Genomic DNA, 23,212 nt, shown 5'->3' with positions numbered 1-23,212 from the left:
TCCACACCTGCATATGTCGCCAGCACGAAAAATGTACCGACCGCTGGACCGCACCTCGTCGATTGATCCTACAAAGTGGGATGTTGGAGCTGATGGACCTACTGGACGGTTTATGGGATGAGTTCTAACCCCCTTGCAGCCCGTAAACCCGGGGCGGATGGTCCGGTCGCTTGACCGGGGCAGGGGTCGTCCCATGTTCGCGCCAAGGCGAACGGACGGGCGACGTGGGGTGCCGCCGTTCGACACTGTGGAAAGGGGAGCGAATCATGACGAGGAAGGGTGACCTTGTGGCGCTCGCGGCGGTGGCGCTCGCGCTTTCATCGACGGCTTCCGCGGCGGAGACGGAGGAGCGCGAAGCCCCTGAAGGGGAATCGGCCACGGAATCCGAGCCCGTCTCGGACTTCTCCGAGCTCTGGGTCCGGGTGATCACCAAGGCGTGGAACGACGAGACATTCAAACGGGAGCTGCTCGCAGACCCTGCGAAGGCGCTCGAGGCTCACTTCAATTATCAACTTCCGCCTGACGTGCAGCTGGAGATCGTGGAGAGCCAGCCCCGGCAGCCTGCTGTATATAAGATTACGCTCCCGGCGATGCCTGCGCGGGCTGGCCGGTACCCCTACTACGGAGGGGGAGAATTTTGCTGAATGCCTACAGCCCGTAGAGCCGGGCCGGATTGTCCCACAGAATCTTTTGGAGCACGCCCTCGGGGAGCTTTTGCCCCAGCGGGCCGAGCTTCTCCGTGATGTCGCTGTCGTGGTCGAGGTGGGGAAAGTCCGTCCCGAAGATCAGGTTGTCCTCTCCGAGAAACGAGATCATCTCCGGGAGATAGGGTTCGTCGGGCTCGATGGCAATGAAACATTGCCGCCTGAAATACGCAGAGGGTTTTTCCCGGACATTCTCCGCGACCTCGCCCGAAAGGTTCCGGTATTCGATCTCGTCGAGCCGCCACAACCAGTAGGGCAGCCACCCGCAGCCGGCCTCCAGGAACGCGACGCGCAGCCCCGGATGCCGCTCCAGCACGCCCCCCTCCAAAAGCGCGAGGAACGCCATCATTTGTTCCATGGGGTGCGAGCAGGCGTGCAGCGCAAAGCGGGATTCGAATCGATCCGCTCCCGCGGTGGGGACCCGCGCGTGCGCGCCCTCGTGGAGAGCGACCGCCATGTCGAGCCGCTCGCACGCGGCCCAGAAAGGCTCATGGGCGGGATCACTCAGGAGCCGCCCCTTCACCGGATTCGGCCGCAGCACCACCGCGGTCCACCCCCACGCCGCGGCCTGCTCGAGATCCTCGACCATGGCCGCTGGGTCGTGGACGTTCACCAGCCCGACGCCTCGGAGCCGCGCCGGATCGTGCGCACAGAAATCGTGCAGCCAGCGATTGTAGGCGCGTGTGAAGGCCCCGGCCAGCGCGGGATCGATCGTGTCGATCCCGAGCAGGAAGAGCGCGGTCGTCGGAAAGAGGAGGGCGATGTCGACCTGGGATCGATCCATCGCCCGGAGCTGCGCGGCGGGGTCTCTCCCCGCCCAGAACTCGGCGTTTCGTCGGGCCCCGACGGCGGCGACCTCGCGCTCGGCGCGCTCGGAGATCTTGTGATGGACGGGCTCCCCATGCAACATCAGCCTGGGCATCCGTCCGTCGCGACCGATATCCTCGTAATACGGCGCGAGCTTGCGGAAAGGCTCCTCCAGGTAACGCTTCCACATGTCCATCGGTTCGATGACGTGACGATCTGCGTCGATCAGCATGCTCCCTCCTCAAGTCAAGAAAGGCACGGGATTGAGTTCCGCCTCGTCGAGCGCAGGATCCCGCCACCCGAGACGTACGGGCACGTCATAGAGGCGCCCCGGCCCGAAGCGCGGCCAGAAATGCCGGAGCCCAGGCACCGTCACCTGGACGACGCAAAGGCCGAGGTCGGGCCGGGTCTGGTCGAGCACGAGCGTCTCGAGCCCCGCGCGGGCCGCGAGATCCACACACGAAAGGACGTCCGCGGCGAGGTCGTTCCCCTCGCGGAGGCGCGGGGCCTTTTCGTACGTCCGGGGGAGCGTGTCCTCGGCGGGGATCAAAAAGCTCCAATCTTCGAGCGTTCGTACGTCGAGGAGCGCAGGGAAACGGCCCGTGGGGTCGTACACCTGATTCACTTCGGTGAGCGCGCGCTGCGCGGCCACGTGGATGTCGAGGTGGCAGCCGAAGCCAGCGTAAAACTGTCCTTCTTCCTGCCCGGCCGCCAGCACGACGAGAACCGGAATCCCGAGGTCGCTCGTGATGTCGAGGACCCAGAGCGGTCGGCCCAGCGAACGATACGTGGACTCGAGCTCCTCGAAATAGGGGTCGTCGAAGCTCGTCATGTCGACGCCGGGTCGACGCAGTCGATTGTACCACCAAAGGGCCACGGCGTCGCGCTCGACGAGCTCGAAAAAGCCGTGCAGGATGGCCTCCTCGATGCAGTTGCCGGCGGCGTGACCATTGGAGCTGTACGCGCAGAAGTGCTCCCCGGGGGCGACCGGGACCTGATCGTAACAATAGGCCGTCGGCAGGTATCGCCGCCGCCGCGTCCCGAGCGACCATACGGGTGTCCAATCGATCTCGCACCGCTCGTCGAAGGGCAGGGGTACGTGCCATTTGCGGCTCCGCGCGGCGGCGTTCCAGGTGTCACGCGTCCGGTACTGGGATTCGCTGAAGCACTGGAGAGCGTGCGGGTGGACGCCTTCATCCCCGAGCTCGGCCAGGCGGGCGCGGAGCGTGGGTTCGTCCCCCTGGAAAATGGCGCTCACCCGTTCGATTCCCTCGCAAAGCGCGCTCGTCCGCGCCTGCGCCGCGTTCCGCCCCTTGCCGCCCGCCATGGCATGGAAGTCCCTCGGATCCCGCGCTTCGACTGGCCTTACGGGATAACGCGCCCCGTGGAGGAACCACGGCGGGCCCTCGCGCCCGGCGATGGGCTCCACGCTGGCGAGGACACCGGTCACGGGGCTGATCAAATGCCGATATCGCGCGAACGTCTCTTCCGGGGAAATCACGCGGCTGCCCCCCTCCTGGGCGGCCAGGCGTACCCGGCGTTCGAGCGTCGGCGGCTCTGCGGCGCGCCGCTTCAGGAGATCCGGGTCTCCGCAGGTCGGGCATTGCGGGCGCCGCTTCACGGCGTGCTTCTCGAGCGCGAGGCGCCCGAAATCGAAGACGAGGACGTGATTTTCGAGTTCTCCCCACGCGCCGCCGGCGACCCACCTCGCGATCACGAGCGCTGCGAGCCCGTGGGCCACGGTAAGGCCGATGGGGTTCGCCGGGCGCGGGAGGGACGAACCGCCACACGCGCCGGTCTGATGCAGGAACGTCTGCACGGGGCGATGCGCGCGGATCCGGGAGGCCAGGCAATCCCAGCAGGGTCCACCCGGGTGGAACATCGGCCCCATCCAGGGCGCCGCTCCGGACGGCTTCACGGGCATCCAGCAAACGCCTTCGGCGAGGGCCTGCCGATGGCTGTCCGCGAGCTCGGGCGCGAGGTAATCCCCGACGAGGACGATCCGTAGCCGAGCCTCGGGCTCGACCCTCATCCCGGACGCCCGGAGCGATTCACAGAAAATGGCTGCATCCACTCCCGCGAGCGCCTCGACCGTCACGGGCATTCCCGAGAGACGCTCGGCCGCGACGTCACCCGCGACCCCGAGCAAACGCCAGAAGGCGTCCTCGGCGGGAGGCGTGAGCGAGGCAGGGGCGAGGTAGCCGTTCTGCTCGAGCAGCGTGATCGTATAATACACCTCGAGCGCAGAGGCCTTTCCCCGCAGGGCCGCGATGATCTCCGCATTCTTACGTACGCCGTCCAGGAAGGGCGCGACCAGCGCGTAAAGGCGCCCCCATAGGATCGTTTCGTCGTGCTCCCCGAGGAGCGCGAGGCAATTCGGGCCCAAAAGCACGGGCCGAACGTGCGGTGCGAAGTGCAAAACTCTGTTCATGTCGCACATCCATCGCAGATGGCTGACCCCAAGGAAGTGGCCCGTGGGCCATTGGAAGGCGAGGGAGCTTAACAGAAATCGCGTCCCCCGCGAGGGCGGGGCGCGCCTCTCTCGCCGAGGATGAGCTCCCCTGTTCCGGACGGCCGGCCATCGTACGCGACGATCGACACGAGAGGAGCTTCGGCTTCAGCTCCAGGGTTTTTCGTGTTCGTTCAAATCATGTATTCACGATTCGGTTCTCTTCTCACCTCGAAGGAAAAATACCTCGACGGGGCGGTCGAGGCCCTCGACGGGCAACGTCCCGCCTGACGCGAGCGTGAAGGGCCCTTCGAGGAGCCGGGACGTGGTGCTGCTGAGGACGATGGTATCGGGGGCCGCGAGCGCGCTCAGGCGCGCGGCGATCGCGGGTGTGGTCCCGAGCGCGTGCGCCGGGCCGCGCATGTCGCGGTTGCCCGCGAGACCGGTATGCAGGCCGATCCGAATCTCGAGGCGGATCCCTCGCTCCGCCTCGAGCCGGGCGCTCTCGGTCTGTACCCTCGAAAGCAGCTCCATCGCGGCGCGACCCGCGGAAATGGCGCCGTCCTCCGGCGCCGCATCGCAGCCGAAGTAGCTCAGCACCTCCTCGCCGAGCGCGCCGGCGAAGCGCCCGTGGTGACGGCGCACGAGGTCGGCGCAGCTCACCTGCTCGCGGCTGATCAGCTCCTCGACCTCCTCGATATCGATGGCCTCGGGGCCCGGGCCGAGCGCTGTCAGGCCATAACAAAGGGCGGTGAGCTGCCGTCGATCGGCCTCGGGAGGCCGCTTCGACGAGACGAGCGCGAGGCCCCGGCCCGAGGCCCGGGGTCGCAAGGGCAGGGTCGTCCGCGACCGCTGGGCGCGCCCGCCAGCGGGCTCGAGGAAGGACTCTCGCCGCAGGCCGTGGACCTTGCAGGCCTGGAGCCTCCAGAAGAGCCCCTCGGCGTCGACGTTGCGCTTGCGAACGTCTTTCACGACCGCCTCCCGCAAAAGCTCGCCGAGAGGGTGGCCCCGGAGCGGCCTGGGAATCGGGACGGGCGCGCTGCTCATCTGCTCGAGGAGGACCTCTTGCAAGGAGCTCCCCGTGATGGCCGGCTTGCCCGTGAGGCTCTCCAGGAAGACGAGCCCCCACGCATACAGGTCGGAACGAGCGGTCGGCCGCATCGCCTGAATCTGCTCCGGCGCGGCGTAGCCGGGCGTGCACACGATTTCATTGGTGGCGGCCGTCCTGTTCGGGCTCGGCCCCGCCATCGCGTCGACGAGCGCTCCGATGCCGAAATCGAGCACCATGGCGTTCCGCCGCGCGCCGGTCGGGACCACCATGATGTTCGCGGGCTTGATGTCCCGATGAACGACCCCTTGGGCGTGGGCGCAGCTCAGCGCATCGAGGACCTGGAGCATGAGGTGCCTCGCCTCGCGCGGATCGAGGGAGCCCTCCCTGGCGAGGACGTCCGCGAGGTTCTTCCCCGGGACGAATTCGAACACGGTGTAGAGCAGCCCCTCGGGTGTATGGCCGGAGTCGATCAGCCGGACGATATTGGGATGGTGGAGTCGGGCGCAAAGCCGTATCTCGCGCCGGAAGCGCGTGACGCGCCGGCTCTGGTCGCCCGCCAGGCTGGAGCGCATGACCTTGATGGCGACGAGCTGGCCCGTCGCGACCTGGCGCGCCTGGTAGACGGCGCTGAACCCTCCCTCGCCGAGCTTGGCCAGGATCTCGTAACGGCCCTGGAACAACGAACCAGCCCCGATCATCGACCTGGGGACGCGCTCGACGAGGGTGAGCGACGGACGCGGGGGCTCGACCTCTTGCTGGCTCGCGCGTACCCGCTTGGGAGTCACCTGCGAAGTATACGCCACGCCTTGCCGGGTGGGATGCTGCGGGAGCCAAAACCTCCAAGCAAGGCCCGCGCCGTGCGTTCGCCCGCGTGATCTTGCTCGATGACGCAAGCCATTGCGCGTCGTCTGTGAGCGCTCGCCCGCGCCCCGGCGTTCGAGGAGCCGCGAAATCGCTTGTCGTGTCGCTGGTATGGCCCCTGCTCTAGCGCGCCGACCATGATTGAACACACGAGACCCATCGACGCGACCGGAGCACGACCAGACACGTCCGGCATGGTGCCATTCGGGAGGCCGCCGCTCTCGGCGGCCGTGAACGATGAAAATGCCGGGCTCAACGGCTGGGTGGTCGTGGACAGCCTGCTTGGCGGCCGCGCCATGGGAGGCACGCGTATGACACCGGGGGTCGACGCTCGCGAGCTCGCGACCCTCGCCCGGACCATGACCTACAAGCTCGCCCTCGCAGGGATGCCGATCGGCGGGGCCAAGGCGGGGCTCGTGTCGACGCTCCAACGAGGAGAGCAGAGGGATCAAAAGCTCATCAGGTTCGGTGAGCTCGCATCGCCGCTCATGCACGGAGGCGTCTACCTCGGCAGCGATCAGGGCATCAGCTACCGGGATCGGGACCTCATTCACCAGGCGGCGAACTTCCACCCCATGCAAACCCGCGGGGCGCTCCCCTGTTCGTGGGGCGATTTCTGGAGCGCATGCAAGGACGTGACGGGGCACGGGGTCTGTCTGGCGACGTGCATGATCGCCGACCACCTGCGCCTGCCGCAGGAGGGGCGGACGGTGGCCATTCAAGGGTTCGGGGTCGTCGGCCGAGGAGCCGCGCGCGGACTCGTGGAGCGGGGATACAAGATCGTCGCCGTGGCCGATCGTCTCGGCACCATCCAATGCAGCGACGGCCTGCCCGTCGACGCCCTCCTCGCCGCCACGGACGAGGCGGGGACGATTCACCGCGGACTCTTGCCCCGTCACCTCCGGTGCGACGATGGGCCGGACCGGTGGCTCTCCGTCCCGGCAGACCTCCTCGTCCTCGCGGCGTCCGGCGACGCCGTGCACGCGAGGAATGCCGGAAGGGTCGAGGCTCGCGCCATCGTCGAAGGAGCGAACAACCCATGCTCGGTGGAGGCGCTCCACGAGCTTCACCGCCGCGGGATCGCCGTGGTGCCGGATATCGTCGCCAACAGCGGAGGCGCGACGGTGACCGCTCTCTGCCTCCTGGGGCTCACCCCGCCCTTGGCGCTCGATTCTCTGATCGAATGGTGCTTCGCCGCGGTCGCACGCCGGGTGCGACACAATTGCGCCGTCCTTTTCCGGCGAGCCGCGGCGCAAGGAAAGCAGATGCACGCGGTGAGCTACGAGCTCGCCAGCGAGAACCTGGAGACGCTCCGCGCGGCGCTCCGCATGGGCAAGACGCCCGCCGACGCCGCGGCGTCGGTGAAATTCACGGGACGAGGTCAGCAATGAAATCGAACGAGACCCGGTGCGCCGAGCGGGTGCGCACGACACGTGATGCCAGCGAGCCGCTCCTCGATTCGCGTCTGGAGCACGCCCCCATCGGCAAGCCGACCCGGCCCCTGCGGGAATCGCTGCCTCAGGCGGTGCCCCCGGATCAGTTCGTCCGGGAAATCACGGACCACGTCGTCCGGTCCGGCGCCGCGAACATCGGACCGTTTTACGCGGCGCTCATCGGCGGTCATATTCCCATCGAGGGCCTCCGCGATTGGGTCAAGCAGTGGTACTTCGACTCGCGCACGTTCCCCTCGGTGATCGCCCAGATCGCGGCGAACTGCACCTATTTTTACGACGCCCGGCAGTTCATGGGGGCCAACCTGGCCGAGGAGCTCGGCGAGTTCGACCCTGCCCGCGAGCACCCGGTCCTCGTGCGCAAGCTCGGCCGGGCGCTCGGCGTGACCGACGAAGAAATGGAGTTCGTGGAGCCTTACCCCGAGACGCTCCTTTATGTGGAATACCGCCAGCACCTCGTGCGGGATCACCATTGGCTCGAGGCGCTCGCGGCCGGCAGCTTCGCCATCGAGCTGACCATCCCCGGGCGCTTCCGGAAGATCGCGCGTGCCCTCGCGGAACAGGTCGGCCTGGATGACGACGCGCTCGAGGTGTTCCACATTCACGCCGGGGATGAACGGTTGGAGCTCGACTATGGGGGCGACGTGAAGCACGCCATGGAGGCCTCGAACCTCATCCGCAAGTACGCCGTCACGGCGGAGATGCAAGAGCGCGTTCGCCTCGCGGTGTGGCGCTCGATCGAGGCCCGGAAGGTCTACCAGGCAGGGCTCTTCCGGGAGATCGTCCTCAAGCGAGACCCTGCATGGCGGCACCGATGGACCCCGGTCACATCATGAGTTTTCGCCTCTATCTCCTGCTCGTGCTCGTCCCCTTGACGGCGGCTGGGAACCTCATTGCCGGCAAATTCGCCCTGCGCAGCTTCTCGCCGTCGCAGGCGAACGCCCTGCGGTATCTCCTCGCGCTCGTCGTTCTCTTGCCGATGCTCCGCCGCTGGCCGCGGCCCACGCGAAAAGAGCTCGCGATGCTCGCGGCCACGGGCCTCCTCGGGATCTGCGTTTACAACCTCCTCTTTTTCGAGGCCATGCGGCTCATCCCGCTCTCCGAGGCGGCGCTCCTGGAGATGACGATCCCTGCGGCTTCCCTGGCGCTGGCGCGAGGGATCCTCCGGGAGAGGATTTCCCTCCGCCAGGTCGTGGGCGTCGTCGTCAGCTTCGCGGGAGCATTGTGGCTGCTCCGTATCTTGCCGCCCGGCGCATCGGCCGTGAAGACCGACGCGGACTGGCGCGGAGAAGCGCTCATGTTGCTCTCCGTGGCGTGCTTCGCGGTCTATTCCATCATCAGCAAGCTGGCCATGCAGCGCCTCCCGCCTCCGGCGGTCGCGACCTGGAGCTGTCTCTGGGGGACCGTTCCACTCCTGCTCCTCTCCGTCCCGAGTTTCCTCGCGTCCCGCGCCACCCTCGGAGAGGCCTCGCTCGAGAGCTGGCTCGGCGTCCTTTATGGCAGCCTGATCGGGTTCGTATTCAACATCATCGCCTGGTACTATTGCTTCCGTGAAGCAGGGGTCGCGAAGACGAACACCTTCCTCTATCTCGTCCCCATCTTCGGAGCCCTCCTGGCGATGATGATATTCGGAGAGCGCCTGACGGGGTGGCAGGTCTTCGGCGCCGGGGTCACGTTCGGGGGCGTCTTGCTCGCCACGCTCGAGCGTAAGCCCGTGCCGCCCCTCGAGGACGCGGCGGTCGTCAAATAGGATCCGGGGATCGAGGACCCGCGAGCTCGGAAAGATCGACTCGATTGCAAAGCTCGGCCCCGGCGAGGAAGCGCGCGAGGTTGTCCAGGATCAGACGAGACAGCTCCGCGGCTTCGCCGGGGTGGACGAAGGCGCCATGGGGTGTGATCCAGAGGTTTTCCACGGCCCAGAGGGGGCTGTCCGGCGGCAACGGTTCCTTCTCGTGCACGTCGAGCAACGCTGCGTGGAGGCGCCTCTCATCGAGCGCTCGGAGCAAGGCGCCATGATCCAGAACGGCGGCACGGGCGATATTGATCAACACGGCCCCCTGGGGCAAAGCGCGGATCGCCGCCTCGTCGATCAGCGGAGGACACGTCGTATGCCGATTGGCAGGCAAGGCAATCACCAGGGCGCTCGCGTCTCGCAGGGCGTCCGGCAGCATCGACGAGGGCCGCACCTCGTCCACCAGCGGCGAGGGCCGTCCGCTTCGCGTGATGGCCACGGTCCGCACCTCGAATCCACGCGCTCTGCGGGCGATCTCTCGCCCAATGGGGCCGAGCCCGGCAATGACCAGCGTGCTACCGGCGAGAAGCCGAGATTTCGGAGGTCTCCACAACCGGGCGTCTTGCTGGCGCACGAGCGCGGCCGCGTCCTTGGCGAGCGCCAGAAGACCCATCCAGACGAATTCGGCCACGGCGACGGCAGGCACGTTCGCGGCGTGCGTCACCTGCAGGCCTTCGCGTGGCGCACCTTCGAGGACGTGGTCCGCTCCGGCCCCGGTGAGCTGAAGCCAGCGCAGCTTCGGACAGCGCCCCAGCATTCCGCGTGGAAACGTATTGGCGACGAGGACCTCGATGGCATCGGCACACGGAGGGTCCTGCGACGTATCGGTGACCACCTCGACGTCCAGGCCGAACTCTGCGGCGTGGAGCGACGCCCCGATCTCGTTGCCCATCCGCTCGTGAAACACACAGACCTTCATCGCGGACATCGATCATGCTAGCACATCTCGATTTGGGGGCCTTGCTGGAGCGCCACCTCGGCGCGGATCGCGTACGATCGGACGCCGAAGCGCTCGCCCGGTATGCTCGCGACGCGAGCTCCATCGGCCCCTTTCCTCCCGAAGCCGTGGTATTTCCTTCCTCCGCCGAGGAAATCTCGGTGGTCCTGCGCCTCGCCTATGAGCACGGCTTCCCGGTGACGCCGCGCGGCGCAGGCACGGGGCTTTCGGGCGGAGCGCTGCCCGTTTGCGGAGGGGTCGTTTTGTCGACGGAGCGAATGCAGCAAATCAAGGAAATCGACGATGTCTCCTTCACCGCGGTGGTGGAGCCCGGGGTCGTGACGGGCGCGCTTCAGCAAGCGCTCGAGGCGCAGGGGCTCTTCTACCCGCCGGATCCGGCGTCCCTCGGGACATGTTCGATCGGAGGGAACGTCGCCCATAACGCAGGCGGCCCCCGCGCGCTGAAATACGGGGTGACGCGTGATTACGTGCTCGGGCTCGACACGGTCTTGCCCGGCGGTATGCCCCTGCGCATGGGTCGCCGGACGATGAAAGGGGTCGTCGGTCATGACGTGACGGCGCTGTTCGTCGGCAGCGAAGGGACGCTCGGCGTCACCACCAAGGTGACGCTCCGGGTCATTCCCGCCCCGCGCGCGTGGGCCACGCATCTCTCCATCTTCCGGACCGCCGTCGACGCCGGCCGCGCGGTGACGCAGATCCTCCGATCCGGATTCCGGCCCTCTGCCCTCGAGCTCCTGGATGGGCCGTCCATTTCCGTGCTCCGTCTGCATGGCAATCACGCCTTTCCGCCGGGGGCGGGGGCCATTCTCTTGTGTGAAATGGATGAGGAATTCGAGGCGCTCGATCGGGTGCTCTCCCTCTGCTCCATGGCCTGCGCGCAGGCGGGCGCCATCGAACAGCGAGCGACGACCGAGGCCACGGAGCGCGCGCGCCTCTGGTCTGCGCGGCGCGCCGTCTATCCCCTGCTCGTCGCGACCTTTCCCAGGATACACGTGGAGGACGTGTGTGTGCCCCGAGGACGAATCCCGGAAGCGCTCCGTCGCCTCGACATGCTCGCGGCGCAGCACCGGATCCCCACCGCCACGATAGCGCATGCCGGAGATGGCAACCTCCACGTGGGCCTTCTCCGCGGCGCGGAACCGGACAGGGACGGCACGGAGGACGAGCGCCTGGAGAGGATGCGGGCCGACCTGCTACGCGACATTCTACGGCTCGGAGGCACGATCGCCGGAGAGCACGGCATTGGTTATGCCAAGCGGCACTTCCTCGGCTGGGAGCTGTCCCCGGAGATGATCGCCTTGCAACGCAAGCTGAAGATGGTATTCGATCCCAAACACCTGTTGAACCCTGGAAAGATATTTTCGGAGGCCTGACATGAGCATGGAACCTCGCGTGGCGGCGGTGCTGGAGCGCCTCGAGCAGCGGTCGAAGCAGGAGCAATCGGAGCTTTCGGAGCTCAACACCAAAGGAGCGCGCTTCGTCCGCGAAGCGGCGGGTCGGTTCATGCTGGACGTCGGCGCCGACGTGGGCCGCCTGCTCAATTCCCTGGTGCGCGCGCTCGGCGCGCGTCGGGTGGTCGAAATCGGCGGCTCCGTCGGGTATTCGACCGTCTGGCTCGCCGAAGCGGCGCAGGCCACCGGAGGGCGCGTGGTCTCCTTCGAGATCGACGCCCACAAAGTCGAGGAAATGCGGCAGAACCTGTCCGACGCGCGTCTGCTCGAGCACGTGCAGATCATCGGGGAGGACGCATCGCTCCACCTCGCCTCGCTGGAAGGGCCCTTTGATCTGGTCCTCATCGACCACTGGAAGGACATCTACATTCGTGATTTCGACCTGGCCTGGCCGAAGGTGCGACGCGGCGGGATCGTCGTGGCCGACAACATCCTTGCGCCCGCGGCCACAGCGGCGCAGTTGCAGGCCTACGTGGCGCATGTGCGGGCGGCCCCGGGAGCGCGCTCGTCCACGCTCCCCCTCGGGCAGGGAATCGAGCTGACCCAGCGCATCGATGGATGAGCGGCCACGTGGCCTTGCGCGTGGCGACGTCCAAGGCCGTTCGCGCTACGCTCGGATTCGCATGCCGCCGCGGCCCGGCAAGACGCGACCATCTCGGGACGGAGGCGAAAGCCGGTTCGTCGGGCGCGAGTACGCGCTCACGAAGCTCGCCGAAGCGCTGGCGCGTGGTCGCCTCGTCGAGCTCGTCGGGCCGCCGGGCGTCGGCAAGACCCGGCTCGCCACGGAGTTCGCGAGGCGGTCGCCGCGCCTCTCCGCGCTCAGGTTCTGCGACCTCACGGAAGCTACCTCGCTCAGCGCGTTCCTGTTCGAGGTGGCGCGCTCGCTCGGCGTGCCCGTGCCGCTCGACATCTCCCCGGACGAGCTCGCGCGGCGGGTGAAAGAGCGGGTCTCGGCGGACGACGCCCGGCTCCTCGTGCTCGACAACTTCGAACAGCTCCCCGCTTCGGCCGACGCGGCGCTCGCGGCGTGGTTCGACGGCGAGGGCCCGGGGGCGCGCGTGCTCGTCACGTCGAGGCGGCGTCTCGCCGGCGCGCCTGCCACGACCATCAGCCTGGCCCCGCTCTCGACCGAGCGGCACGCGGGCGAGCGGTGGTCCGAAGCGGCGGAGCTGCTCGTGACGCGGGGCGAGGCCTTCGCGGGCGGCTCGTTCGATCCGCAGGAGGACCGCGCGACCATCGAGGAGCTCGCCCGCGAGCTCGACGGCCTGCCCCTCGCGCTCGAGCTCGCGGCCTCGCGCTTTCGCGTCCTCGCGCCCAAGCAGGTGCTCGCGCGCCTCTCTCCGCGTTTTCGCATGCTCCGGCGGCCCGACGGCACGATCGCTCGGGCGAACCTCCGCGAGAGCATCGAGATGTCCTTCGTGATGCTCGCCCCGCTGGAGCAGGACGCGTTCCTCGCGAGCTCCGTGTTCCGCGGCGGCTTTTCCCTCGACGCCGCCGACGCCGTGCTCGGCGAGGAAGGCGGCCCGTGGCCGCTCGACCTGCTCGAATCGCTGCTCGACCAGTCGATGCTGACGGTCGACCAGGATCCCCACGAGCGCCGCTACGATCTCTTGATCTGCATCCGCGAGTTCGCCGAGAGCGAGCTCGCGCGCAGGGGTGGGGGCGCGGCGCGCGCGGCCGAGCGGCATGCCCGCTACTACGTGGGCCTCGGCGAGCGACTCGTCGGATGCGCCGATGCCGGCTCGCGTCGCGCCCTCGAGCGCGAGCGGGAGAACCTCGCCGTGATCGCGCATCGGCGCGGGCTCCTCGGTGCCGACCTCGCGCTCCGCGCGGCCCTCGTGCTCGCCGCGCCCGCCTCCGGATTGCCCTACATCACCGTCGAGGAGCTGCTCGGCGGCGCGCTGGGCGACGACGAAGGCGAAGGCGCGTCGCCTGCGCTCGTGGGACGCGCGCTCCTCTCGCGTGGCACGGTCCGCCGCTTCCTCGGCCGGATGCCGGAGTCGACGGCCGACCTCGAGCGGGCGCGCGTGATCGGCGCGTCGACAGGCGACCGCGCGCTCCTCGCCGAGGCGTTCGCGGGCCTCGGCAACACGGTGGCGGGCGTCGGGGACTGGGGGCGCGCGCGGGCCTTCTTCGAGCGCGCGCTCGAGGCGGGCGCCGAGCCGAGGCTCCGCGCGCGGCTGCTCGCGATGCTGGCGAACAGCTTCGGCGGGACCGACGAGTACGACCGCGCGATCCCGCTCTTTCGTCAGAGCATCGCGGAGTCCGATCGGGCCGGGGACGAGAGCGCCTCGGCCACCGCGCGCCTCGCGCTCGGGGTGATCCTGCTCGCCGCGGGGGACTTCGACGAGGCATCACGCCTCCTCGGCGATGCGCTCGAAGCCCTCACGCGCATCGGCTCGCCCCATTGGGAGGGGATCACGCTCTCGTACCTCGCGCGCTGCAAGCAGGAGACGGGCGATCTGCCCGCGGCGCTCACGCTGTATTCCGACGCCCTGGCCCGCCTCGACGTGGCCGGCGTGCGACGCGCCCAGGCCGTCGCCTTCTACCAGTTCGCGACGGCGCTCATCGAGGCGGGCGAGCTCTCCGCCGCCGCCAAGCACCTGCGCGCCGCCTTGCCCCTCGCGCGCGAGAACTGCGGCGAATACGAGGGCGTGGTGCTCGCCGCCCAGGGCGTGGTCGCCGCGCGGCGGGGCGCGGCCGGCGACGCGGCGATGCTCTACCGGCGCGCGGAGGCGTCGCTTTCCGCGTACCCCAAGCCGATGTTCCTCGCCGCCGTGCGCGTGCTGCTCGGCGACGAGCCGCCGGCCGCGTTCGCGTCGAGCTCGGAGGTGCGCCTCGCCCTGCGTCTACGCAGCCCCGTCTCGGCGCCGCGCGCCGCGCCTCCGCTCCTCATCGCGCGTGACGGCAGCTGGTTCCGCGCGCCTGGCAGCGATGCATCCACCCCGCTCGAGCGACGCAAGGCCCTCCGCGGCGTGCTGCGGGCCCTTTTGCGGCAGCGAGAAGAGCGCCCCGGCGAGGCTGCCACGGTCGCGGCGCTCGTCGAGGCGGGTTGGCCCGGTGAACGGATCCTCCCCTCCGCCGGCACCGAGCGCGTCTACGCCGCCGTCGCGACGCTGCGTCGCCTGGGCCTTCAGGGCGTGATCCAGCAGAAGGCGGGCGGCTACCTCCTCTCGCCGGAGGTCCCGGTCGTCTTGAGCTGATTTCCTGCTGGAACCGGGCCTTTCAACAAACTTTCAACCCGAGACCCCGCGCGTCAGGGCCATCTTCCTCGTGCAGCTTAACGACGAGGTCATGACCATGATTCGCAAGCTTATTTTCGCCACGATCGGTTGTGGGATCGCGCTCCTCGCGGGGTGCACGGACGACGTCCCGGCCCCGCCGGACACGAGCACCGGCGGCTCGGGCGGCTCGGGCGGCGCGGGCGGCGCGGGCGGGCAGGGCGGGCAGGGCGGCTGCCCCACGCTCGACCTCTCGCTCACGCAGATCTACCGCTTCACGGACGCCAACTTCTCCGTGGCGGCCGACGTCTCGCCCGGGGTCCCCGACGCCTACCGCACGCAGGCCGTCCTCGAGATCTACAACGAGTGGACGACCCCGGGCTTGCCTCCGCTCGTGACGGGCACCTTCGACCTCGGGGCGGCGCCGAACGACCACTACGGGAGCTGCCAGCACTGCGTCACGGTGATCACGCCGGACTCCAGCGAGATCCCGACCCGCACGTATTTCCAGACGGGCGGCACGATCGAGCTCACGAAGCTCGATCCGGACGATCCGAGCATCGCCGCCGGCAAGATCACGAACGTCACGCTCTCCGAGGTCACGCGGAAGGAAGACGGGACGTGGGAGCCCGTGCCAGAGGGCGGCTGCTTCGTGATCCCCTCGTGGTCGTTCGACACGACGCCCGTCAACGGCATCCCGTGCGAAAAGGCCGAGGACTGCGGCAACACCCAGCGTCAGGTCTGCTCGCCCAAGACGAACACCTGCGCGCCTTACGAGTGTCTCTTCACGTACGACGTCGTGTGCCCCGACGGCGAGCTGTGCCTGGCGCAGGTACCCAGCGAGAACTCGATCGGGGCTTGTTACAAGGCGTGCACGCCGTTCACCTCGGGCGCCTGCCCCGCGGATTCCGAGTGCATCGCGACCGACCCCGTCCAGAACTACGGCGTCTGCCGGCCGACGGGCAAAGGCGCGCCCGGCGAGGCGTGCAGCGGGCCCGACATCTCCACGGGCTGCGAGACGGGCAGCCTGTGCGCCGGCGTGCCCGCCACGTGCGAGCAGACCTGCGCGTGGCTCACGCCGGACCCCGGATGCCCCGACGGACGTGTGTGCGGCATGTCGAACGTGTGCCTCTCGCCCGAGAGCGGCGACCCGGCGCCCATCGACGGCGCGTGCCAGCCGACCTGGGTGCCGTATCAGAGCTGCGGATCCGACGGCGAGGCGTTCCGCGGCCTCTGCCTGAGCCTCTACCCCGAGGAGCCGATCGAGCATTGCGAGCGCATCTGCCGCATGCCTGACGGCGACTGCCCGGCGGGCGAGTACTGCGCGGGCATCTTCTCCAACACGAACGTCGGCATCTGCTGGACGATCCCGGTCTGCGGCGACGGCGTGCTCGACCCGCTCAACGAGATCTGCGACGACGGCAACACCGCGTCGGGCGACGGATGCTCGGGCGATTGCGATATCGCCGAGTTCGACGTGCTCTGCAACCTCGCCGAGCCGCTCGCGCTCGACGTCGACATCCAGGGTACGACGGAAGGCGCGCCCACCGGGTATGGCGGGAGCTGCGAGCTCTACATCGTCGTGCCCTCGAAGACGTTCACGTTCGACGTCCCGGGACCGGGCCGGCTCTCCTTCGACCTCACCTCGAACGCGGGCGTGGACCTCGACTTGCTCCTGGTCGGCGATTGCGCCGATCCGGGCAGCAGCGAGCTCGCTTGCAGAGCCACGTCCGCGGCCACCGAGGAGCTCGATTTCGACTTCGCGACGAAGCCGAGCGGCCCGGTGATGCTCGTCGTTCGTGGCAATACGATGAAGGACGCGGGGCCGTTCACGCTGCGCGCGAGCTTCACGCCGGCGGTCTGCGGCGATGGCGTCGCCGTCGGGCCCGAGGCGTGCGATGATGGCAATACGATGGATGGTGAGGGCTTCTGCTCGGCCGATTGCTCGAGCCCCGACTGGCCCACGGTCTGCGCGGGCCTCCCGATGCTCTCCACGTCGTCGCCCAACGTCGGCGACACGGCGAGCGCGCCGAATCTGAACAACACCGACGGGTATTGCACCTACGCGACCGGCGGCGAGGTGACCTATCGTTATGTCGCGCCGAAGGACGGGACGCTCACGCTGCACCTCGACGAGACGAATGTCAATTATGGCCTCTACGTGCTCGACGGCTGCGGGGCGGCGACGGAGGCCAAGCTCCTCTCGTGCTCGAATTGGGGCTGGCCCCCGGAGAGCGCCGAGGACATCACATTGCCTCTCACCGCGGGGAAAGAGGTGACCGTCGTCGTCGACACGGTTCCGCCGAGCAAGGGCGGTCCGTTCAGCCTCGAGGCGTCCTTCCAGTGACGTCCTGAGAGCCTACCTGCCGCGTCGAAACCACTCACCCCGCTCCCGCTGGTCTGGCCGAAGGTGCGCCCACGCCAAGCGAACGCCCTGCCTCGCGAAGACCAGCGAGCGTGTGGGGTTGGCCGTTGCCAGCGATTGACGGTTGTCCATGCCACGCGGATAAATGGCGCGGACCCCTGTCATGCGGCGCAGCAACAATCCCTCTCCTACGCAGTCTTCCATGAGTGGGCCTCGGACTGCGGATCCGGACTTTCGGACCCTCTTCGAGTCCGCCCCCGGGCTCTACCTCGTCGTCGAACCCGATGCGCCTCGGTACACGATCGTCGCGGTGAGCGATGCTTATGCGCGCGCGACGATGACGAGGCGCGAACGAATCCTCGGTCGCGGTATTTTCGAGATATTCCCTGCCAACCCGGCGACGTCGGAGCAAGGCGCAGCTGCCGTCCGGAACCTCGGCGCGTCCCTCGAGCGGGTGCTCCGTCGGCATGTCCCGGATACGATGCCCATTCAGCAGTACGACATCCGCCGGCCTGATGAGGAAGGGGGCGGATTCGAAGAGCGATGGTGGTCCCAGGTCAACTGCCCGGTATTCGGGCCCGACGGCGAGCTCATCTACGTCACGCATCGCGTCGAGGACGTCACGGAGTTCGTCCGCGTCAAGCAAGCAGGCCTCGAAGCGCAGAAGTTGACCGCCGACCTACGTATCCAAGCGGAGAACATGGAGGCCGAGATCTTCCAGCGAGGAAAGGAGATCACGGAAGCCAACCGGCAGCTCGTGCGCGCCAACGAGGAGATCACGCGGCTCTACGAGAAGACCAAGGAGCTCGATCGGCTGAAGTCCGAGTTCTTCGCGAGCGTCAGCCATGAGCTCCGCACGCCGCTCGCGCTCATCCTCGGGCCCACGCAGCGTCTCCTCGGCGTACCCGAGATCAGCCCGGCTCTTCGTCGCGACATCGAGGTCATCGAACGCAATGCGCGCACGCTTCATCACCACGTCGATGATCTGCTCGACGTCGCGAAGATCGACGCTGGACGAATGACGCTCGAGTATTGCGAGATCGACCTGGCGCGATTGACCCGCTTCGTCGCCAGCCACTTCGAGGTGCTGGCCAAGGAGAAGGACATCGCATTCACGGTCGAGGCGGAGGGTGCGCTCTGGGCGGAGGTCGACCCGGAGAAAATGCAGCGGGTCCTCCTCAACTTGCTCTCGAACGCATTCAAGTTCACGCCCGCCGGCGGGCGCATCCGCGCGAGCTTGCGACAGCCCCCCGGGGATCACATCGTCATCGAGGTGGCGGACAGCGGTCCCGGCGTCCCCGTCGACAAGCGAGAAGCCGTATTCGAACGCTTCCGCCAGCTCGACGGCGGAGCTACACGGCGGTTTGGTGGGACGGGCCTGGGCCTCGCGATCGCGCGGGATTTCATCGCCCTGCACCACGGCGTGATCTCCGTCTCCGAAGCGCCCGAAGGTGGAGCCTCGTTCACGGTGGACCTGCCCCGACGAGCCCCGCCCGAAGCCGTCGTGCGGCCCCGGGCGACCGATGTACCCTCGGGGGGGCCTCGGCCGGCGGTGGTATCGCAGGGGGCCTTCGAGCTTCACGCAGGGCCTCCGGTCGAGGTCGTCGGAGAGCCGGGAGGCGCGCTCGTGCTCGTGGTGGAAGACAACCGCGAGATGAGCGGATTCATTCTCGAAAGCCTGGCGTCCGACCATCGCGTCGTGGCGGCGTTCGATGGCACGGAGGGCCTGCGAAGAGCGCTGGAGCTCGAGCCCGACCTCGTCCTGAGCGATATCATGATGCCGAAGCTGAGCGGCGACGCGCTCGTGCGCTCGATTCGCTCCCACCGCGAGCTCGACAGGATCCCCATCGTGCTCCTCACGGCGAAGTCGGATGACGAGCTACGGGTGAAGCTCTTGCGCGAGGGCGCCCAGGATTACATCACGAAGCCTTTCACCGTCGACGAGCTGCGCGCTCGTATCGACAATCTCATCGCCGGAAAGAGAGGGCTCGAAGCCCAAGCACGGCTCGCGGCGCTCGTCGAGCAGGCGCCGGACGGCATTTTCGTCGCCGACCTCGAGGGGCGTTACACCGATGTGAACACCGCCGGCTGCCGCATGCTCGGGTATGTCCGCGAGGAGATCATCGGAAAGACCATGGTCGATTTCATACCCCCGCGAGACGTCCCCCGGCTCACGCATGCCAAGGAACAGCTGCTCGCGGGGGCCGTGGAGGTCGCCGAGTGGAGCCTACGGACCAAAGGGGGAGCCTACTTGCCGGTCGAGATGAGCGCCAAGCTCCTCCCCGACGGTCGATGGCAGAGCCTGGTTCGTGACATCAGCGAGCGAAAGCGCGCCGAGGAGGCGCTCCGCGCGTCGGAGGCGAGGTTCGCGGGCCTGATCTCGATCGCCGCCGACGCGATCATTTCGATCGACCAGGACCAACGGATCAGCATTTTCAATGAAGGCGCCGAGCAAATCTTCGGCTGGAAGCGCGAGGAGATCCTCGGCCAGTCCGTGGATGTCTTGATCCCGGAAGGGCTCAGAGAGCGCCATCGGCAGCACGTCCGCGACTTCGCGAAGAACCCGCTGAAGGCACGAAAGATGTCCGAGCGCGAAACCATTTGGGCGCTCCGCAAGGACGGTGTGAAGTTCCCAGCAGAAGGAGCCATTTCCAAGCTCGACGTCGAGGGCGAGCCTCTCTTCACCATCATCCTCCGCGACATCACCGAGCGCAAGGAGGTCGAAAAGCAGCAGCAGCTCCTCTTGAACGTCGGCGCCGTCCTGGCCGCGAGCCTCGATTACGACCAGACCGTGGACAGCCTGGTGAGCCTCGTCGTCCGCCATCTGGCGGACTGCTGCATCGCGGAGCTCGTGAATGAGGACGGGGGACGTCGCTTCAAGATCGCACATGCGGATCCCGCCAAGGCAACGGTCGCGGATGCTCTCCAGCGGCTCGAGCTCGATCCAGGGGGGCCGCACCTCGTTTCGATGGTCTTCGAGACCAGGCAGCCGCTTCTCGTGAACGAGGTGACGCCCGCGTACCTGGAATCGATCGCGCAGAGCGAAGAGCACCTGCGGGTGCTACGCGAGCTCGATCCGAAATCCCTCATCGGCGTGCCGCTGATTGCCCGTGGGAATCTCGTGGGTGCCCTCCTTCTCCTCAGCGCGACGGCGGCCCGGTACGCGGCGCGGGAGTTTGCCGTGGCCCAGGAGCTTTCGCACCGAGCCGCCTTGGCCGTGGAGAATGCGTGCCTCTTCCGCGACGCCCAGCGAGCCATCAGGGCACGCGACGACACGCTCGGTATCGTCGCGCACGACCTCCGCAATCCGCTGAACGCCATCTTCGTCCACGCGGAGCTCCTGCGGCGTGCGCGGGAGCCAGGGACCTCTCGGCGCGGGGAGTCGATTCAGCGTGCCGCGCTGCGAATGAATCGCCTCATCCAGGATCTCCTCGATGTGGCTCGCCTCGACGCGGGGCAGCTCTCCGTCATGCGTGGTCATATCCCCGCTGACGAGGTTGCCATCGCGGCGGTGGAGGCACAGAGACCGTTCGCGCGCGAATGCTCGCTGGAGCTCGACCTCGACGTGGCGGCGGAGCTCCCTGAAATATGGGCGGATCGTGATCGCGTCTTGCAGGTCTTCGAGAACCTCATCGGCAATGCCATCAAATTCACTCCAGCGGGCGGGCGGATTCACGTGGGTGCGGCTCGGCGGGAGGAAGTGGTGCTCTTCTGGGTCACGGACACGGGCCTCGGTATTCCCATGCAACAGATCCCGCACCTCTTCGATCGATTCTGGCAGGCAAAGGAGGCCGACCGTGGCGGCGCCGGCCTGGGCCTGTCGATCGTCAAGGGCCTCGTCGAGGCACACGGCGGAAGAGTCTGGGCAGAAAGCAAGGTCGGGGTGGGCAGCACATTCTTCTTCACCATTCCAATCACGCGGCCGTGGGAGTCACGCGGGCGCAGTTGAGCGCGGAGCCTCCGACGGGCTATCCATCCGCGATAGGCCAGGGTGGAAGGCAAACGGCCCGACGAACGCCCTTGTTGGAACGTCGATCGGTTCGAACAGCCATTCGCGTCAGCACGAGAGGAGCTCCACGGCCAGGCTCAGATCGTGACCGGACGAGTCATCGGCGTGCTCGAAGAACGCCCTTTCGAGCCGTTCGCGTGTCGTGGGATCACGCAAAAAGCGCGTCACCGCGCGATCCTGATCGGCGTCCAAAGACACACTCGGCTCGGGAGCGTATCGATCGCCAACGAGCTCGGCGAGGCGTACCGTCGCGGCGAGTGACTCGTCCTGCCGCCAAAGAGCAAGGTACGGCTCGGGGTCCTCTCGTAGAGAGACGACGGCCTTGAATACCGAGCGCCAATCCGGGCCAGTGCCCGACAATGTCTCGCGCCACAGCGCGCGAAGATAGGCGTCGACCGTTGCTTGCTCGACATGCGGCCATTCGCGAAAGTCGAGATCGCGTAGCTGTCCGGCGAAGTGCTCGAGCGTCGGCCATCCAGACCACGTCGGTTGAGCCATCACTTCGAAAAAGCGGGGCAAGAAGTGTCTGATCCGCTTCGTGTCGAAGCCGCAGAGCGCTTCGGACGACCAGACGGCCTCCAGATCGTCCCCGGACAATTCGCGCAGCTTCTTCGCCCGGAGCCGTGTCTGGAGGACATGGTCGTCTCGGTCGTCGAGGCCATAGCCGATGTGCACCTGGGCGCGGTAGTCCCGGAACGTGGAATAAAGATCCTCGATCGCTGACCGAACATCCACCTGTTCGTGCTTCATGTACCTGCTCCGCCACGTCGACTCGACTTGGAGGGAAGTTGCTCGTGCTCGTAGCGGAGGCTTCGACCTCGCGCAACGGCCCGCTGGAAGAACCGCGCATCGCGTGGTTCTTCCACCCCGAGTCCAGCGCTTGCGCTGGTCCGGGTCGAGGGGCGGACAGCCCCCGCGGGGTCCGGGGCGGCGCCCCGGCGAGGCGCGTATCCAGCGGACGCCGCCTGCGTACCACGGGTACGCGAGCGCCCTGGATGCCGAGACCTGCGCGGGCCGGGACGAGCGTCGCTGCCGCGGCTTCGCGCCGTGGCACGGCCCCTGCAAATGCGTCCGGCACGGCGGCGGGCCCATTGGAGTGGCGCAGCGACGGCAGGTGCCGGACATGGCGTCTGCGCTCTTCTCGCTGCGTGATGAATGGGTCGTGGCCAATCACCCAATAGAATAGAGGTAGAGAGACATGCGTAACGATACCGGCTGGCTGTCGAAGACCCTTGCTTTGGTCCTGGTTTCTGCGAGCGGAGTGCTCCTCTCCGCGTGCTACGCCGACGGTGACGTCGGAGAGATCGGGGACGAGAACACGGCCCAGGTGGAGGCTGCCTTCGGGGAGGCGACGTGCGCCAGCACCGCGATCGCCGACTACACGCACACGGGCGATGTGGACTGCTACGATAACGTCCCCATCCACTCCCCCAGCACGGGCTACGGGCAGGCCGCATGCACCGCGGCCTGGGTGGTGGATGCCGACGGCACGTACGAGCCCTACAGCACGACGGTCAAACCCTTCTTCTATTCCGTGGAGGACATCAACACCGCGGACGAGTGCGCGCGGGCGTCCACGCATATCAGGCGGTATTCCAGCAGCGGGACGGTCCTGGGGGAGAGGGACTACCATGGCGCTTGGGATTCCGGGAGCTCGACCTGCAGCCTGGTGGAAAACGACAACGAGGGGAACCTCGAGGTCGAGACTGGCGACCGGTTCATCGTGCAGGGGTATCGAACCAATATGCTCGCGCCCCGCACGTACCTGCGGGTGACGTTGCGGTTCTTCGGGCCCGCTTGCTAGAGGTCGTCTCATGAACGCCCTGCCGCATCGGCCCCGCTCGCTGCCGGTGTGGCGATAGCACGGTCGCCACGAATTCCGAGATTGACATGACCAGTGCGCCCATGCTCTGCATGGTAAATGCGTACCAACTTTCTTGGCATATCGACACTCGTGGCTCTCCTCTGCGCCTCCGCGGCGCTCGTCGGATGCGACGGCGATGAGAAAGACCCGGACAACACCGGCGGTGCGGGGGGCACCGCCGGCGCGGGCGGCAGCGGCGGCGCGGGCGGCAGCGGCGGCAGCGGCGGCG

At 67.7% G+C, this 23,212-nt stretch carries 15 protein-coding genes; 10 read left to right on the top strand and 5 right to left on the bottom strand.

Annotation, left to right across the window (positions count from 1 at the left end; genetic code table 11):
• The first annotated feature begins 266 nt into the window (after positions 1 to 266).
• Positions 267 to 644: a BMA_0021/BMA_0022 family TOMM bacteriocin gene (locus QHF83_RS49140; RefSeq protein WP_282425093.1), complete on the top strand. Its 378-nt coding sequence runs from the start codon at positions 267 to 269 to the stop codon at positions 642 to 644.
• 4 nt (positions 645 to 648) lie between these two features.
• Here the strand turns inward: QHF83_RS49140 and QHF83_RS49135 are convergent, their stop codons facing one another.
• The 3 genes from QHF83_RS49135 to QHF83_RS49125 form a co-directional block, all read right to left on the bottom strand.
• A complete protein-coding gene (locus QHF83_RS49135; protein ID WP_282425092.1) occupies positions 649 to 1,743 on the bottom strand; it encodes an amidohydrolase family protein in 1,095 nt (364 codons plus the stop codon).
• Positions 1,744 to 1,752: 9 nt separating this feature from the next.
• Positions 1,753 to 3,942, bottom strand: coding sequence for a TOMM precursor leader peptide-binding protein (locus tag QHF83_RS49130; RefSeq protein ID WP_282425091.1), 2,190 nt, complete (start codon positions 3,940 to 3,942; stop codon positions 1,753 to 1,755).
• 225 nt (positions 3,943 to 4,167) lie between these two features.
• Entirely contained in the window at positions 4,168 to 5,796 is a 1,629-nt protein-coding gene (locus QHF83_RS49125) for a protein kinase (RefSeq protein WP_282425090.1), read from the bottom strand.
• Positions 5,797 to 6,009: 213 nt separating this feature from the next.
• On the opposite strand from QHF83_RS49125, the gene QHF83_RS49120 reads away from it, so the two are divergent.
• The 3 genes from QHF83_RS49120 to QHF83_RS49110 are packed head-to-tail and all read left to right on the top strand — an operon-like array spanning position 6,010 to position 9,073.
• On the top strand, positions 6,010 to 7,263 hold the full coding sequence (locus QHF83_RS49120) for a Glu/Leu/Phe/Val dehydrogenase dimerization domain-containing protein (RefSeq protein ID WP_282425089.1): 1,254 nt from the start codon (positions 6,010 to 6,012) through the stop codon (positions 7,261 to 7,263).
• Complete coding sequence (locus QHF83_RS49115) at positions 7,260 to 8,159, top strand: iron-containing redox enzyme family protein (protein WP_282425088.1); 900 nt, start codon at positions 7,260 to 7,262, stop codon at positions 8,157 to 8,159. The genes QHF83_RS49120 and QHF83_RS49115 overlap by 4 nt, the downstream gene beginning before the upstream one ends.
• A complete protein-coding gene (locus QHF83_RS49110; protein ID WP_282425087.1) occupies positions 8,156 to 9,073 on the top strand; it encodes a DMT family transporter in 918 nt (305 codons plus the stop codon). The genes QHF83_RS49115 and QHF83_RS49110 overlap by 4 nt, the downstream gene beginning before the upstream one ends.
• Here the strand turns inward: QHF83_RS49110 and QHF83_RS49105 are convergent.
• On the bottom strand, positions 9,066 to 10,043 hold the full coding sequence (locus QHF83_RS49105; protein ID WP_282425086.1) for an NAD(P)-dependent oxidoreductase: 978 nt from the start codon (positions 10,041 to 10,043) through the stop codon (positions 9,066 to 9,068). The genes QHF83_RS49110 and QHF83_RS49105 overlap by 8 nt on opposite strands.
• Before the next feature lie 5 nt (positions 10,044 to 10,048).
• Between QHF83_RS49105 and QHF83_RS49100 the strand changes: the two genes are divergently transcribed.
• From QHF83_RS49100 to QHF83_RS49080, 5 genes are all read left to right on the top strand, one after another.
• On the top strand, positions 10,049 to 11,446 hold the full coding sequence (locus QHF83_RS49100) for an FAD-linked oxidase C-terminal domain-containing protein (RefSeq protein WP_282425085.1): 1,398 nt from the start codon (positions 10,049 to 10,051) through the stop codon (positions 11,444 to 11,446).
• Between the two features lies 1 nt (position 11,447).
• Positions 11,448 to 12,086 carry a class I SAM-dependent methyltransferase gene (locus tag QHF83_RS49095; RefSeq protein ID WP_282425084.1) on the top strand — a complete coding sequence of 213 codons (639 nt, stop codon included), beginning with the start codon at positions 11,448 to 11,450 and terminating at the stop codon, positions 12,084 to 12,086.
• Between the two features lie 61 nt (positions 12,087 to 12,147).
• Positions 12,148 to 14,727 carry a tetratricopeptide repeat protein gene (locus QHF83_RS49090; protein ID WP_282425083.1) on the top strand — a complete coding sequence of 860 codons (2,580 nt, stop codon included), beginning with the start codon at positions 12,148 to 12,150 and terminating at the stop codon, positions 14,725 to 14,727.
• 97 nt (positions 14,728 to 14,824) lie between these two features.
• Positions 14,825 to 17,092 carry a DUF4215 domain-containing protein gene (locus QHF83_RS49085; RefSeq protein ID WP_282425082.1) on the top strand — a complete coding sequence of 756 codons (2,268 nt, stop codon included), beginning with the start codon at positions 14,825 to 14,827 and terminating at the stop codon, positions 17,090 to 17,092.
• 220 nt (positions 17,093 to 17,312) lie between these two features.
• Positions 17,313 to 21,059 (top strand): ATP-binding protein, encoded by a 3,747-nt coding sequence (locus QHF83_RS49080; RefSeq protein ID WP_282425081.1) that lies wholly within the window; start codon positions 17,313 to 17,315, stop codon positions 21,057 to 21,059.
• Positions 21,060 to 21,167: 108 nt separating this feature from the next.
• Here QHF83_RS49080 and QHF83_RS49075 read toward each other — a convergent pair whose 3' ends face one another.
• Positions 21,168 to 21,869: a hypothetical protein gene (locus tag QHF83_RS49075; protein WP_282425080.1), complete on the bottom strand. Its 702-nt coding sequence runs from the start codon at positions 21,867 to 21,869 to the stop codon at positions 21,168 to 21,170.
• Between the two features lie 448 nt (positions 21,870 to 22,317).
• Between QHF83_RS49075 and QHF83_RS49070 the strand changes: the two genes are divergently transcribed.
• Positions 22,318 to 22,923 (top strand): hypothetical protein, encoded by a 606-nt coding sequence (locus QHF83_RS49070; RefSeq protein WP_282425079.1) that lies wholly within the window; start codon positions 22,318 to 22,320, stop codon positions 22,921 to 22,923.
• Positions 22,924 to 23,212 lie beyond the last annotated feature (289 nt).

Origin of the sequence: Polyangium sp. 15x6, assembly GCF_029960785.1 — a bacterium.
Lineage (GTDB): Bacteria > Myxococcota_A > Polyangia > Polyangiales > Polyangiaceae > Polyangium.
Note: the sequence above shows the minus strand (reverse complement) of the source record. Positions and strands in the feature narration are given on the sequence as shown.

Bases quoted from the DNA above. Each gene is read 5' to 3' on its own strand.
- QHF83_RS49105 (WP_282425086.1), bottom strand. From the start codon at position 10,043: ATGTCCGCGATGAAGGTCTGTGTGTTTCACGAGCGGATGGGCAACGAG.
- QHF83_RS49090 (WP_282425083.1), top strand. From the start codon at position 12,148: ATGCCGCCGCGGCCCGGCAAGACGCGACCATCTCGGGACGGAGGCGAA.
- QHF83_RS49120 (WP_282425089.1), top strand. From the start codon at position 6,010: ATGATTGAACACACGAGACCCATCGACGCGACCGGAGCACGACCAGAC.
- QHF83_RS49115 (WP_282425088.1), top strand. From the start codon at position 7,260: ATGAAATCGAACGAGACCCGGTGCGCCGAGCGGGTGCGCACGACACGT.
- QHF83_RS49110 (WP_282425087.1), top strand. From the start codon at position 8,156: ATGAGTTTTCGCCTCTATCTCCTGCTCGTGCTCGTCCCCTTGACGGCG.
- QHF83_RS49100 (WP_282425085.1), top strand. From the start codon at position 10,049: ATGCTAGCACATCTCGATTTGGGGGCCTTGCTGGAGCGCCACCTCGGC.
- QHF83_RS49135 (WP_282425092.1), bottom strand. From the start codon at position 1,743: ATGCTGATCGACGCAGATCGTCACGTCATCGAACCGATGGACATGTGG.
- QHF83_RS49070 (WP_282425079.1), top strand. From the start codon at position 22,318: ATGCGTAACGATACCGGCTGGCTGTCGAAGACCCTTGCTTTGGTCCTG.
- QHF83_RS49130 (WP_282425091.1), bottom strand. From the start codon at position 3,942: ATGAACAGAGTTTTGCACTTCGCACCGCACGTTCGGCCCGTGCTTTTG.
- QHF83_RS49075 (WP_282425080.1), bottom strand. From the start codon at position 21,869: ATGAAGCACGAACAGGTGGATGTTCGGTCAGCGATCGAGGATCTTTAT.
- QHF83_RS49140 (WP_282425093.1), top strand. From the start codon at position 267: ATGACGAGGAAGGGTGACCTTGTGGCGCTCGCGGCGGTGGCGCTCGCG.
- QHF83_RS49080 (WP_282425081.1), top strand. From the start codon at position 17,313: ATGAGTGGGCCTCGGACTGCGGATCCGGACTTTCGGACCCTCTTCGAG.
- QHF83_RS49095 (WP_282425084.1), top strand. From the start codon at position 11,448: ATGAGCATGGAACCTCGCGTGGCGGCGGTGCTGGAGCGCCTCGAGCAG.
- QHF83_RS49085 (WP_282425082.1), top strand. From the start codon at position 14,825: ATGATTCGCAAGCTTATTTTCGCCACGATCGGTTGTGGGATCGCGCTC.